The 14,698-nt window shown below is 64.3% G+C and carries 8 protein-coding genes; 2 read left to right on the forward strand and 6 right to left on the reverse strand.

Going from position 1 to position 14,698, the window contains the following annotated elements:
• Positions 1-5 precede the first annotated feature (5 nt).
• From glgC to ASE00_RS03775, 3 genes are read right to left on the reverse strand one after another with little or no spacing between them, the layout of a single operon-like run.
• The gene (glgC, locus tag ASE00_RS03765; protein ID WP_268801336.1) at positions 6-1,286 is read right to left on the reverse strand and encodes a glucose-1-phosphate adenylyltransferase; all 1,281 of its coding nucleotides are present in this window, start codon (positions 1,284-1,286) and stop codon (positions 6-8) included.
• Positions 1,286-3,445 (reverse strand): 1,4-alpha-glucan branching protein GlgB, encoded by a 2,160-nt coding sequence (glgB, locus tag ASE00_RS03770; protein WP_414819827.1) that lies wholly within the window; start codon positions 3,443-3,445, stop codon positions 1,286-1,288. The genes glgC and glgB overlap by 1 nt, the downstream gene beginning before the upstream one ends.
• Before the next feature lie 60 nt (positions 3,446-3,505).
• Entirely contained in the window at positions 3,506-5,971 is a 2,466-nt protein-coding gene (locus tag ASE00_RS03775) for a glycogen/starch/alpha-glucan phosphorylase (protein WP_056377837.1), read from the reverse strand.
• Positions 5,972-6,116: 145 nt separating this feature from the next.
• Between ASE00_RS03775 and ASE00_RS03780 the strand changes: the two genes are divergently transcribed.
• Entirely contained in the window at positions 6,117-7,307 is a 1,191-nt protein-coding gene (locus tag ASE00_RS03780; RefSeq protein ID WP_056379284.1) for an aromatic ring-hydroxylating oxygenase subunit alpha, read from the forward strand.
• Complete coding sequence (locus ASE00_RS03785) at positions 7,304-8,905, forward strand: phytoene desaturase family protein (protein ID WP_056377838.1); 1,602 nt, start codon at positions 7,304-7,306, stop codon at positions 8,903-8,905. Before ASE00_RS03780 ends, ASE00_RS03785 begins: the two co-directional genes overlap by 4 nt.
• A gap of 135 nt (positions 8,906-9,040) precedes the next feature.
• On the opposite strand, the gene ASE00_RS03790 is transcribed toward ASE00_RS03785, so the two are convergent.
• The 3 genes from ASE00_RS03790 to ASE00_RS03800 form a co-directional block, all read right to left on the reverse strand.
• On the reverse strand, positions 9,041-10,336 hold the full coding sequence (locus ASE00_RS03790; protein WP_056377839.1) for an amino acid permease: 1,296 nt from the start codon (positions 10,334-10,336) through the stop codon (positions 9,041-9,043).
• 13 nt (positions 10,337-10,349) lie between these two features.
• Positions 10,350-12,728: a TonB-dependent receptor gene (locus tag ASE00_RS03795; RefSeq protein WP_235538531.1), complete on the reverse strand. Its 2,379-nt coding sequence runs from the start codon at positions 12,726-12,728 to the stop codon at positions 10,350-10,352.
• Between the two features lie 118 nt (positions 12,729-12,846).
• On the reverse strand, positions 12,847-14,616 hold the full coding sequence (locus tag ASE00_RS03800; protein ID WP_056377841.1) for a tetratricopeptide repeat-containing sulfotransferase family protein: 1,770 nt from the start codon (positions 14,614-14,616) through the stop codon (positions 12,847-12,849).
• Positions 14,617-14,698 lie beyond the last annotated feature (82 nt).

Raw genomic sequence — 14,698 nt, forward strand, 5'->3', positions numbered from 1 at the left:
CCGCCTTATGCCACCAGCCGGTCGATCATGTCCTGGGTGATCAGGCACACCCCCTTTTCGGTCCGGCGGAAGCGTTCGGCATCGGCGATCGGGTCCTCTCCGACGATTAGACCCTTGGGAATCTGCACCCCCTGATCGAGCACCACCTTGTGCAGCCTTGCCTCGCGGCCGATCTGGCAACCGGGCATGATCACCGCCTCGGTTACCGAAGAGAAGCTGTTCACGCGGACGCCGGTGAACAAAAGGCTGCGGTGGAGCGACGCACCCGAGATGATGCAGCCGCCCGCGATCAGCGAGGAGGTGGCGGCGCCGCGGCGGCCCTCGTCATTATGGACGAATTTGGCGGGCGGGGTGACCTCGGCATAGCTCCAGATCGGCCAGTCGCGCTCGTAGAGGTCGAGCTGGGGCACGACGTCGGTCAGGTCGACATTCGCCTCCCAATAGGCGTCGATCGTGCCGACGTCGCGCCAATAGGCCTCGGGCTCGCTTTCTGCCCGGATGCAGCTTTGCGAGAAGAGATGCGCGACGGCTTTGCCGTTCTTGACGATATAGGGGATCAGATCCTTGCCGAAATCATGGCTCGATTCCATATCGGCGGCATCACGGCGGAGCTGATCGGCCAGGAATTTGGTGTTGAAGACATAGATGCCCATGGAGGCCAGCGCCATGTCGGGCTTGTCGGGCATGGCGGGCGGATCGGCGGGCTTTTCGATGAACTGCTTGATCCGCGCCTTGGCATCGATGTGCATCACACCAAAGCCGGTCGCTTCCATGCGCGGCACTTCCAGGCAGCCGACGGTGACGTCCGCCCCGGCGTCGACATGCTGGCGGAGCATCAGCTCATAGTCCATCTTGTAGATGTGATCGCCCGCCAGGATGATCATATATTCGGGGCCGTAGGACTCGATGATGTCGAGATTCTGGAACACCGCGTCGGCGGTCCCCTCATACCATTGATGTTCCGAAACGCGCTGGCTCGCCGGCAATATGTCGAAGCTCTCGTTGCGTTCGGGGCGCAGGAAGTTCCAGCCGCGCTGGAGATGGCGGATCAGCGAATGGGCCTTGTACTGGGTCGCGACGCCGATCCGGCGGATGCCCGAATTGAGCGCATTCGACAGTGCGAAATCGATGATCCGGGATTTTCCGCCGAAATAGACCGCGGGCTTGGCGCGCCGGTCGGTCAATTCATACAGGCGGCTGCCGCGCCCGCCCGCCAGCACATAGGCCATCGCGTCACGCGCCAGCGGCTGATTGCGCCGTTCCTGCATCGCCTTGCCTCCCGCCATCACGCCGCCTCGATCATGAGGGTCGAAAGCGGCGGCAATGTTACGCTCGCATAACCATCTTCGGCGGCCATGATCACTCCGCTATTGCCCATATTGCCACCGCCATAGATCGCGGCGTCGCTGTTGATGATCTCGCGCCACGCGCCGCCGCGCGACAGGCGCAGGCCGTAATCGTGGCGCGGCACCGGGGTCATGTTCGATATGATCGCGATCGGCCTCTCGCCCGGCGCATGGCGCTCCCAGGCGAAGACCGAATTGGCAGCATCGTCGACCACCACCCAGCGGAATCCCTCGGCCTCGCAATCGCGGGCATGGAGGGCGGGGCGGTCGCGATAGACATGGTTGAGGTCGCGGACGAGGCGGCGGACGCCTTCATGCGCGGGGGCATCGCGCAGATGCCAGTCGAGCGCGCGTTCTTCGCTCCATTCGGCGCGCTGGGCGAATTCCTGACCCATGAACAGCAGCTTCTTGCCGGGATATCCCCACATCAACGCATAATAGGCGCGCAGGTTCGCGAATTTCTGCCAGTCGTCGCCCGCCATCTTGTTGAGCAGCGACCCCTTGCCGTGAACGACCTCGTCATGACTGAGCGGCAACACGAAATTCTCGCCAAAGGCATAGAGCAGCCCGAAGGTGATGTCGTTGTGATGATGCACGCGGTGGACGGGCTCGCGCGCCATGTAGCGCAGCGTGTCGTGCATGAAGCCCATATTCCATTTGAAGCCGAAGCCGAGGCCGCCTTCATGTACGGGGTGCGACACCTTAGGCCAGCTCGTCGATTCCTCGGCGATCGTCATCACGCCGGGATGATGGCCGTACAGCTCCTTGTTCATCCGCCGCAGGAACTCGACCGCCTCGAGATTCTCGCGGCCGCCCTTCTCATTGGGCAGCCATTCGCCGTCCTTGCGGGAATAGTCGAGGTAGAGCATCGACGCGACGGCATCGACGCGCAGGCCGTCGAGATGATATTTCTCGGCCCAGAACAAGGCGTTGTTGACGAGAAATGCCATCACTTCCCGACGCCCGAAATTGTAGATCGCGGTGTTCCAGTCGGGGTGGAAGCCCTTACGTGGGTCAGCATGTTCGTAGAGCGCGGTGCCGTCGAAGCGCGCCAGGCCGTGCTCGTCGGTCGGGAAATGCGCCGGCACCCAGTCGAGGATTACCCCGATCCCGGCCTTGTGCGCACCGTCGACGAAGCGGGCAAAGGCCTCTGGCGAACCGAAGCGGGCGGTCGGCGCGTACAGCCCGGTGGTCTGGTAGCCCCAGCTGGGGTCATAGGGGAACTCGGTGATCGGCAGGAACTCGATATGGGTGAAGCCCATGTCGGCCACATAGGGGATCAGCCGGTCGGCCAGCGCATCCCAGTGCAGGAACTGGCCCTGTTCGTCGCGCTGCCACGATCCGGCGTGGACCTCGTAGATCGAGATGGGCTGGCGGCGGATATCGGCCTTGCTCCAGAAATCGCGATGCGCCTGATCCTGCCAGTCATGGGCGAGCGGTGCGGCGGTCACCGAAGCGGTGGCGGGGCGGAGCTCGGAACGGAAAGCGAAGGGATCGGCCTTGAGCGGCAGCAGCTTGCCGTCCGGGCCGGCGATCTCGAACTTATAGGGTTCGTCTTCGCCGATATCGGCAACGAAAATCTCCCAGATGCCGGTGTCGCGCCGCAGCCGCATCATGTGACGGCGGCCGTCCCAGGCGTTGAACAGGCCGACGACCGAGACGCGGCGGGCATTGGGGGCCCAGACCGCGAAATGCACGCCATCCGCGCCTTCGTGCCGGATCTTGTGCGCGCCCATCTTGTCGAACAGGCGCAGATGCGAGCCTTCGGCGATATAATAATCGTCCATCGGCCCCATCACCGGGCCGAAGCTGTAGGAATCGGCGACGGTCCACGTCGCATCGGCATTGGCGGCGCGATAGCGCAGCGGCTGCTGCTCGCGGATGCTCAGCGCGCCTTCGAACAGTCCGGCCTTGTCGATCCGGTCGAGTGTGCCGACGCTTTTACCCCCGAGGGTCAGCGCCTCCACCGTCTCCGCGCCGGGGATGAAGGTGCGGGCGATGAAGCCGTTCCCGGCGGCATGGACCCCCAGCACCGCGAAAGGGTCGCCATGCCTGCCCCTCATGAGGGAGGAGATTTCGGCTTTGCTGAGGTCGGTCACGGTCGCGATGCTACGCCATCCTCAGCCGGGCACAAGTCAGGGGATAAGGGGTGGATAAAGTCAGAGAACACCCCATATTTCAGAGGCATATTGCCGGATGGTACGATCGGATGAGAACCAGCCCATCCCCGCCACATTGCGGATCGCCTTGGCATTCCATTCCGTCTTGCGGCCCCAGAGCGCGTCGACGTCGCGCTGGGCAGCGGCATAGCTGTCGAAATCGGCGGCGACCATGAACCAGTCATGATCATAGAGGCCCGCGATCAGCGCCTTGTAGCGGTCGCGATCGTCGGGCGAGAAGACGCCTCCGGAAATCGCCTGTAGTGCCTGGCTCAGCTCGCGCGAGCTTTCGATGATCTGACGGGGGTCATGCCCCTCGGCGCGCGCCTTGCCCACTTCGGCGGCGGTCAGGCCGAAGATGATGATGTTGTCCGCGCCGACATGGTCGCGCATCTCGACATTGGCGCCGTCGAGCGTGCCGATCGTCAGCGCGCCGTTGAGCCCGAACTTCATGTTGCCGGTGCCCGACGCCTCCATGCCCGCAGTCGAGATCTGCTCGGACAGGTCGGCGGCGGGCATCATGATCTCGGCGAGCGAGACGTTGTAATTGGGCACGAAGGCGACCTTGAGGAGGCCCTGCACCGCCGGATCATGGTTGATCACCCGCGCGACGTCGTTGGCCAGCTTTATGATCAGCTTGGCATTGTGATAGCTCGGCGCGGCTTTGCCGCCGAACAGCTTCACCCGCGGCACCCAGTCGCGTTCGGGGTGCGAGCGTATCTGGTCGTAAAGCGCCACCGCCTCGATAATGTTGAGCAGCTGGCGCTTATATTCGTGGATGCGCTTGATCTGGGTGTCGAACAGCGCCGCCGGATCGATCTTCAGGCCCATTCGCTCGCGCAGCAGGTTCGACAGCACCGCCTTCTTGCTCAGCTTCACCGCCGCGAATTTCTCCTGGAAGGCGCTGTCGTCGGCGAATTTCCCGAGCGCCGACAGCGCCTCGCTATCGTCGAGGAAGGCATCGCCGATCGCCTCGCGGATCAGGCCGGTCAGTTCGGGATTGCACTGCATCAGCCAGCGGCGCGGGGTGATGCCGTTGGTCTTGTTGTTGATCCGGTCGGGGTAGAGCCGGTGGAAATCGGCGAACACCGTCTCCTTCATCAGTTCGGTGTGCAGCGCCGACACGCCGTTGACGCTGTGCGAGCCCGCGAAGGCGAGGTTGCCCATGCGCACCCGGCGGTCGCCGCCCTCGTCGATCAGCGAGATCGCGCTGATCCCGGCATCGTCGAAGCCGTGCTGCTTGCGCGCCTCGATCAGCAGCTTGGCGTTGATAGCATAGACCAACTGCATATGGCGCGGCAGCAGCTGTTCGAACAACGGCACCGGCCAGCTTTCGAGCGCTTCGGGCAGCAGTGTGTGGTTGGTGTAGCCGAAGGTGGCACGGGTGATGTCCCACGCCTCGTCAAAGTCGATATTATGGAGATCGATCAGGATCCGCATCAGTTCGGCGACCGAGACCGCCGGATGGGTGTCGTTGAGCTGGATCGCCGCCTTGTCGGGCAGGGTGCGGATGTCGCCGAAATATTGGACGTGGCGGCGGACGATGTCCTGCAGCGAGGCCGAGGAGAAGAAATATTCCTGGCGCAGGCGCAATTCCTGGCCCGCCTTGTGGGAATCGGCGGGGTACAGGACGCGCGTCAGCGATTCCGCCTTGTTGCTCTCCATCAGCGCGCCGATGTGATCGCCCGCGTTGAAGGCGTCGAGCAGGATCGGATCGATCGGCTGCGCGGTCCACAGCCGTAGCGTGTTGACCCGCTCGCCGCGCCAGCCGACCACCGGGGTGTCATAGGCGGTGGCGATGATGCGGTCGTGCGGCTTCCATAGCCGTGCATGATCGCCGCTGCCGTCGGCCGCGGCCAGGTCGACGACCCCGCCGAAGCCGATCTCATAGCTCGCCTCGCGCCGCTCGAACTCCCAGTTATTGCCATGCGCCAGCCAGGTTTCGGGCAGCTCGACCTGCCAACCGTCCGAGATTTCCTGGCGGAACATGCCGTTCACATAGCGAATGCCATAGCCGTAGGCGGGGATATCGACCGAGGCCATCGACTCCATGAAACAGGCGGCGAGGCGGCCGAGGCCGCCATTGCCGAGCGCCGCGTCGGGCTCCAGCTCGCGGATGATGTCGATATCGACGCCCAGCGAGGCGAGAGCGGCGCGCATCTCGTCCATCAGGCCGAGGTTCGACACCGCATCGCGCATCAGCCGGCCGATCAGGAATTCGAGACTGAGATAATAGACCCGCTTGGCCCCCGCCTTGTAGGTTTCCTCGGTGCTCTCGATCCAGCTGTCGATCACCCGGTCGCGGATCACCAGGATCGTCGCGGCGAGCCAGTCATGGCTCTTGGCCGCCACCGCGTTCTTGCCAATGCGATAGGTGAGCCGCTCGATGATTTCCCCGGCCAGCGTCGCCGGATCGGAACTGCGCGGCGCAGGTTTGGGCAGCGTGGCGGTTTGGCTCGTTTTCATGGCTGCGACTCCCCGGGTGGCGATCCAATGCGGGCGAGTGTAGTCCAACATGTGCGGTGCGCAACAACGATGTTGCAGTGCGGCAAATCAGATTTGATTGCCCTTTGAGACGCAGATTGGCAATCTGCTGACAAAGGTGAAAACTATGACTTTGCGCGCCGTGAACGATGTGGGGTCGGCGATCGATCCCGATGCGAATATGGGCCTGCCGGGCTGGCTCTATCATGACCCGGAGGTGTTCGCGCTCGAACAGGCGCGGATCTTCCGCCGCAGCTGGCAGCTCGTCTGTCATCTGAGCGACATCCCCAAGGCGGGCGATTGGCAGTCACTGGCGATCGGACATGAATCGATCATCGTCGTCCGTGGCGAGGATGGCGGCGTCCGCGCGCTGTCGAACGTTTGCCGCCACCGTGCGGCGCGTCTGGTCGATGGCGATCAGGGCTGCGCCAGGAAGCTGATCTGTCCTTATCACGCCTGGACCTATGAACTCGACGGGCGGCTGAGCGGCGTACCGGGCAAGCGTGACTATCCGGCCTTCGACATGGCCGATTACGGGCTTCACCGCTTCGCCACCGAAGTCTGGCGCGGCTTCATCTTCGTGCGGATCGAGGGCGACGGGCCATCGGTCGCCGAGATGATGGCGCCCTATGAGGAAGAGGTCGCGCCCTACCGCTTCGAGGACATGCGCGCGCTTGGCCGGGTGGTGATGCGGCCGCGCACGGTGAACTGGAAGAATATCGCCGACAATTATTCGGACGGGCTCCACATCCCGGTCGCGCATCCGGGGCTCAAGCGGCTGTTCGGCCCCGGCTATGGGATCGAGGCGAGCGAGTGGGTCGACAAGATGTATGGCCCGCTGCTCGACGGCGTGCCGGGCAGTTCCTCGGAAGCGCTCTACCGCAAATATCTCCCTATGGTCGATCATCTGCCGCCCGAGCGGCAGCGGCTGTGGATCTACTTCAAGCTGTGGCCGAACACCGCGTTCGACATCTACCCGGACCAGATCGACTTCATGCAGTTCATTCCTATCTCCCCGACCGAAACGATGATCCGCGAGATCGCCTATGTGCTGCCCGACGAGCGGCGCGAGATGAAGGCGGCGCGCTATCTCAACTGGCGGATCAACCGGCTCGTGAATGCCGAGGACACGACGCTGGTCGCCCGCGTGCAGGACGGGATGGCGAGCGAGAGCTATACGCAGGGGCCGCTGGGTAATAGCGAGGTCTGCCTCAAGAGCTTTGCGAAGAAGTTTCGCACGCTCATTCCCGAGGCGCGCCAGCCAAAGCGACCGCCGATGGGCTGGAGCGCCAACAGCGTCGAAGGGCATATTTCGTGACCACCAAACAGGATGTCGTCATCATCGGCGGCGGGCATAACGGGCTCGTCTGCGCCTTCTATCTCGCGGTGAAGGGCCTCAAGGTCCGCATCGTCGAACGGCGGGGCGTCGTCGGCGGTGCGGCGGTGACCGAGGAATTCCACCCCGGCTTCCGCAATTCGGTGGCGAGCTATACCGTCAGCCTGCTCCAACCCCGCGTCATCCGCGACATGCGGCTGCACGAACGTGGCCTGCGCGTCGTCGAGCGGCCGATCTCCAATTTCCTGCCGCTGGAGGATGGCGGCTATCTGAAGCTCGGCGGCGGGCTGGAGCGGACCCAGGCCGAGTTCCGGCGCTTCTCCACCGCCGATGCCGAGGCGCTGCCCGCCTATTATGACGCGCTCGAAGGCGTGGCCGACGTGCTGCGCGACCTTGCGCTCAAGATTCCGCCCAATGCGGGTGGCGGGCTGCTCGAGCTGTTCAAGGCGGCGTCGCAGGGGCGCAAGATCGCGATGGCGGGGCTGTCGGCCCAGCGCGACATGCTCGACCTGTTCGTCAAGAGCGCGCGCACCTTCCTCGATGGCTGGTTCGAGAGCGACGCGGTCAAGGCCGCCTTCGGCTTCGATGCGGTGGTCGGCAACTATGCCAGCCCCGACACGCCCGGATCGGCCTATGTCCTGCTCCACCATGTCTTCGGCGAGGTGAACGGCAAGAAGGGCGCCTGGGGCCATGCGATCGGCGGCATGGGCGCGATCACCCAGGCGATGCGCGCGGCGTGCGAGGAATATGGCGTCATCATCGACACAGACAGCGCGGTCGAACAGGTGCTGGTCGATGGCGGCAGGGCGGTCGGCGTCCGCACCGCCAGCGGCGCGGCGCATATGGCCCCGGTCGTCGCGTCCAATGTCGGGCCGGGCCTGCTCTATCGCAAGCTGATCGACCAGGGCGATCTCGACGCCGACTTCAAGCATCGGATGAAGGGCTTCCGTGCCGGGTCGGGGACCTTCCGGATGAACGTCGCACTGTCCGAGCTGCCGAACTTCACCGCCTTGCCGGGCGAGGGCGAGCATCATCGCAGCGGCATCATCATAGCGCCGACGCTCGATTATATGGACCGCGCCTTCACCGATGCACGCGCCTTTGGGTGGTCGAAGCAGCCGATTGTCGAGATGCTGATCCCGTCGACCGTCGACGACAGCCTCGCCCCCAGGGGCGGCCATGTCGCCAGCCTGTTCTGCCAGCAATTCGCGCCCGTGCTGCCCGATGGCCGCAACTGGGACGATGAGCGCGAGGCGGCGGCGGATCATATCATCTCCACGGTGGAGGCGCATGCGCCCGGCTTCGCCAAATCGGTGGTCGGGCGGCAGATATTGTCGCCGCTCGATCTGGAGCGCACCTTCGGTCTGGTCGGCGGCGACATCATGCACGGCCATATGGCGCTCGACCAGCTGTGGGGCGCCCGGCCGATCCTGGGCCACGGCGATTATCGCGGGCCGATCAAAGGGCTCTACATGTGCGGCGCGGGCACCCATCCAGGCGGCGGCGTGACCGGCGCGCCGGGGCATAATGCGGCACAGGCGATATTGGCGGACCGGGGATTGGGGCGGCTGTTCGGCTAGTCACGCAAATCCGAGTTTCATCACTCTCACTTCGTCATCCCGGGCTTGACCCGGGATCCCGCTTTTCTACCTCCACGTTGGAAAGAAGCGGGACCCCGGGTCAAGCCCGGGGTGACAATATGAAGTACCGCCGCACTAGATCGAAGCGGCTGCCTTGCGGCCCCGCATGATCCACCAGACCGGCACCCCGGCGAGGATCAGCACGGCCCCCCACATATTCGCCTCTAGCCCCGCGCCGTAGAGCGCCCAGACCGAATAGACCGCGCCCGCGATCGCTACCCAACGCTTGACGCCACCGAGCTTCAGCGCCGCCGCCGCGACGAAGAGATACATGACCAGCGCGGCGGTCGTCGCGAGCAGCGCGATGAAGGTGAACAGGTTGACCGTCGTCTTGCTGGCGTTGAGCGCGAGGACGATGGTGACGAGCCCGCTCGACAGGAGATGCGCGCGGACCGGCACGCCATTGGCGGCGACCTTACCGAGCGCGCGGGGAAAGACGCCGCCGGCCGCCATCGCCGCAGGCATCTCGCCCTGGAGCAATATCCAGCCGTTGAGCGCGCCGAGCGCGCTGATCATCGCGAAGGCGGCGACGACATGCGCCGCGCCGCTGCCCCAATAGCGGCCCATCACTTCGGCGAAGGGCGCCGCCGAATGCGCGGCGACATCGGGTGCGAGCAGCAGGATCACCGCCATGCAGGCGAAGAGGTAGATGAGCCCGGTCAGCGCGGTGCCGCCCAGCGTGGCGCGCGGGATGGTGCGTTCGGGATCGGTGACCTTGCCTGCCGGGACCGTCGCCGATTCCAGGCCGAGAAAAGCCCAGAGGGTGAGGGTGCCCGCGGTGGTGATCGCGGCGAGGCCGATTTCGGGCTTGTTGGGATCGGGCAGGGTGAGGTCGCCCGCCGGCGCCGCCATCGCGGCGATGATCACCACCGCGATAAGCGGCATCACCTTCAGGGCGGTGGTGACGATCTGCACCCAGCCCATGTTGCGCGTGCCGCTGATATTAACTGCGGTCAGCGTCCAGACGAGGGCGATGGTGACGCCGGTCGACCACAAGGCGTTGGTTGCCAGCGCCGGGATGAAGGCCGACAGATAGCTGACCGCCGCGACCGCGATCGCGCCGTTGCCGACGAACAGCGAGATCCAATAGGCCCAGGCGATGAAGAAGGCGACGTCGTTGCCGAAGGCGGCGTGGACATAGACATAGGGTCCGCCCGCCTGTGGCCGCGACCGGCATAGCCCCGCGAACACCGCGGCGATGCACAGGCTACCGGCGATGGTGATTCCCCAGGCGGGGATGACGTTCCAGCCATAGGGGGCAAGGCTGGCAGGCAGCATGTAGACCCCCGAGCCGATCATGTTGCCGACGACCAGCGCCGTCGCCATGACCAGCCCGAGCGGACGGGCGGCAGCCTTGCCACCGCCCGCCATACTCAGGCCACCATCAGAAACGCTGCGAGACCTTCATGCCGAACAGCTGCGGCTTGATCGGATAGGACCGCGCATATTGCCCGCAATAGGTCGGCGCGCAGAAGGTGTTCTTGCTGGCGATGCCGCGCTTGTCGAAGGCGTTCTGGATATAGGCTTCCACCTTGAGTTCGCCGAAGGACATGCCCGCCGAGAAGTCGAAGGTGGTGAAGGCCTTGGTGCGGCCGACCGCCGCATCGTCTGCGGTGGCGAGGAACTGGCGTGCCGCGCCCTGTTGCAGCACGGACCCTTGCACGAACGTCTCGTTCCCCGCGAGTTCGAAGTCGTAACGCGCTGTGGCGGTGCCCTTGAACTTGGGCTGGACCGTAAGGCGGGTGCCCTTGGGAGCGGCGGGAGCGCCGCCCAGCGAGCAGTCCGAATTACCCTGGGCGTTGATCGCGCAGAAGTCGGTGGTCAGCTTGGCGTCGGTGAACGTTCCCGAACCCGACAGGGTCAGGCCGCCATAGCTATAGGCCGCGCTGATCTCCGCGCCATAGATGCGCGCATCACCCGAGTTATAGATATTGACCACGCCGACCGAGCCGATGGGCGCCAGCGTATATTGGAGCTTGTTCCACTCCATATAATAGACCGATCCGTTGAAACGGAGTTTCCGGTCGAGCAGGCTGGTTTTCCAGCCGAGTTCGAAATTGTCGATCGTATCGGCTTTGTAGGGGTTGATCCCCGGCCGCCGGTTGTTGCCGCCCGGGCGAAAGCCGGTCGAGTAGGTCGCGTAGACCATCTTGTCCGTGTCGATCTGCCAGGCGAGGCTGACTTTGTGGGTCTCGCCGCTTTCCTTATAGGTCTTACCTGGCGTGCCATCATCCGCAATGATGTTCTGACAGCCGCCTGGCGTGATCGGTAAGGGGCAACCCGCGCCCGTGGCGTTCGAAGCAAATCCCGAAAAACCCTCCAGGGTGTTGCGGGCCTTGAAGCCGCGAATGCCGCCGGTGAGGGTCAGATCGTCGGTGATCTTGAAATAAGCTTCGCCGAAGGCCGCATAATCGCGCGCGACGATATGCGTGTCGGTCGTGAAGATATCGTCGCCGAACGTCACCGGATAGCCGGTCGCGCCCAGACCAGGCACGTAATAATCGGCGAAATTGTTGTTGGACTGACGTTGATAGAAGAGACCGGCGATGAAGCTGAAACGCTTGTCGCGGTCCGAACTGATCCGGACCTCATGACTCTGCTTGGTCAGGCTCTGATCGTTATGATAGCGCTGGGTCGGATCGAGGAAGCCGCCATTGCCATCCGGGAAGTTGGTATAGCCCGTGATGTTGTCATAATAGACGGTGTAGTAGCTGTAATCCTGATCATTGTTGATTTTGCGCTTCAGATAGCCGCCCGCATAGGTCAGGTCGAAATCGCCGACCTTGCCCTGGATGGTCAGGCTGGCGAGATACCATTTGTCGATATTCAGGTCGGGCGCGAACTCATGTACCTTGAGATCGCCGGCGCGGACCGGGTCGAAATTGAAAGCGCCCTTGGCCTTCTGATACTGGCCCTGGATCTTGGGCTCGATCGTCCAGTTGTCGTCGAGCTCGATGCCCAGCGCCAGGCGGCCGCCATAGGTGTCAGCCTCGTTGAAGTCCTTCTTCACATAGGCGGCGTTGGTGACCGTCAGGTCGTTGGTCGGATCGGCGTCCGAAAGGGTGTAGGTCCGGCTGCCCAGCGTGTTGTCGATATAGCCGCCGTCGCGGACATACCAGCCGACCGCGCGCACCGCCGCCGCGTCGCCGACGGGTATGTTGACGAAGGCTTCGGCGCTGCCGCCCACGTTGCCCTTGCCGAACTTATTGAGGTTGACGTCGTAGCCGCCCTCGAACTTGCCCATGGCCGGCTTGTTGGTGATCATCCGGATCGTGCCGGCGAGCGAGCTCGCGCCGTAGAGCGTGCCCTGCGGACCCGACAGCGCTTCGACGCGCGCCAGGTCATAGGCGTGGACGTCGAGCATCGCGCCGATCGTCGAGACCGGGACTTCGTCGAGATAGATGCCGACCGTCGGCAGCGATCCGCCGGGCAGGTTGATGCCGCCGGTCGAGACGCCGCGGATCGAGATGTCAGACTGCGAGGGGCCATAGGTCTGGAAGCTGACGCTGGGCAGCAGCTTCACATAATCGTCGAGATTGCTGACCTGATGCTGCGCCAGCGTCTCGGTGCCCAGCGCCTGCAGGCTGATCGGCACCTTCTGGATGCTTTCGTTGCGCTTCGTCGCGGTGACGATGATCTCGCCGTCACTCGATCCTTCGGCGGCGGTCTGGGCGAACGCGGCGCTGGAGGTGGCAAGGCAGGTCGATGCGAGGAAGATGGTCGCCATCATGCGGCGAACGGGGCGGAGATGTGCAGTTTTCACGGGGTCCCCCTTTATCATGGTGACAATTCCCCATGAAAATTGTTGCGGCGCAAGACCCTATGGAAAGGCTTCATCTACAAGCTTGTTAATTTTCCACTGTGTTGCGTAATGAACACAGCTACGGGGCGGCGGGGTAGAGGTCGAGTATGGGGCCGAGCGCATCACGCAGCGGACCCAGCTTGTCGGCGTAAGGCCGCCACTGGCCGACGCCATCGCGGTTGATCGGGCGGCGGACCTGCTCGCTGCTCGCGGTGCGTACCGCGCGCCCGCTGCTGTGAAAGTCCAGGCACGCCTGTTCGAAGGGCAGTCCGAGCGCGGCGAGCAGCGCGCGGATCTCGGCTTCGGGATCGTCGAGAAGCTGCTCGTGGATTACGCGGTGGACGCGCCCCGGCATCACCCGGTCGACATGGGCCATCAGCCGCACATAATCGGCATAATAGCGACCGATATCGTCGAGCCCGTAGCTGAAGCCCTGGCCGCGCGCGAAATGCTGGCGGAAGTTGGAGAAGCAGCAATCGAGCGGGTGCCGCCGCGCGTCGATGATCTTCGCCTGGGGCAGGATCAGGTGGATGAAACCCGTGTGCAGCCAGTTGTTGGGAAGCTTGTCGATGAAATGCGGCTTGCCTTCGCGGCGCTGGATCCGCGTTCCATCGAGATAGTCCTGGCCCAGCGCGGCAAGTTCTGCCGCATCCAGCACTGCGAGATCGGCAGGATAGCGGCCCTCGACCTTCGCGGCGAGGCGCGGGATGTCGGGCAGTTCCATCGTGCCTTCGACCATCGAGTGACAGGCGAGAATCTGTTCGATCAGGGTCGATCCGGCGCGCGGCATGCCGAGGATGAAGATCGGATCGGGCGCGGTGCAGCCTTGGCCGGCACGCGCCGCGAGGAAATCGGGCTGGAACAGGTCGATCATCTCGTCGACCTGGCGGCTGATGTCGTCCGGATCATAATCGATCTGCGCGCGCCGCAGCGCGTTGCCGGCGGCATAATGGCCAAATGCGGCGTCGGCGTCTCCGGCATCGTCCAACGCCTTGCCGAGCGCGAAATCGAGGTGGAGCCGGTTTTCGTCGGACAGGCCGGGACTTTGTAGCGCCTGCTTCATTCGCGCGACATCGGCTTTGTCGAACCGCACCGTCTTGAGGTTGGCGAGGCTCCACCAGATTTCGCCAAGCGCCGGATCGACGTCGAGGCCGCGGCGATAGACGGCGATGGCATCTTCCTGCCGTCCCACCGTTTTCAGCGCGTGCCCATAGCTCATCCACAGCTTGGGCTGGTCCGGGCGTTTCGCGAGTATGTCACGATAGAGCGTGATCGCCTCGTCATAGTCGCCGATCCGGCCCAGCACAGCGGCGCGCAGCGTGTCATGCGCGGCATTGCCGGGATCCGCGGCATTGAGACGATCGAGTTCGGCAAGCGCCTCGGCGGTGCGGTTCTGGCGATGGAGGATCGTGGCGAGATTGGCGCGGGCGGGGATGAAGGCCGGGGCGAGTTCGAGCGCGCGGCGGAGCAGCGCTTCGCTGTCGCGGTAGCGGCCGATCCGCGCCGCGAGTTCGGCCATCATCCGGATCGCGGCGACGTCGAACGGCGAAGCCTTCAGCCGCGCGCGCAGCAGCGGTTCGGCGACATGTAGTTCGTTTTCGACGAGCGCCAGCGCGGCACGGCGCAGTTCGGGATGCTCGGCGGACAGCACGATCGCGCCGAGTTCCGCATGTTCGGCGGCGCTGTCATGGCCGAGGGCGCGATGAATGTGGCCCAGCAAACGCTGAACATCGGCGCTTTTCGGGGCCTGGCGCGCTATTCCTTCGGCGATGGCCAGGGCCTTCGCGGCATCCTCGGTTACGAGGCGCGACGCCTCGGCAAAGGCTGCGTCGAGCTTGTCCTCGTTCATGCTGTGCCGATCACCCCGCTCCACGGGCGCCAGAAGAGGCGGCGGGGCGGCGAGTGTCAACCGGGATTGGCGGGAACCGCGG

Origin of the sequence: Sphingomonas sp. Root710, assembly GCF_001429065.1 — a bacterium.
GTDB lineage: Bacteria > Pseudomonadota > Alphaproteobacteria > Sphingomonadales > Sphingomonadaceae > Rhizorhabdus.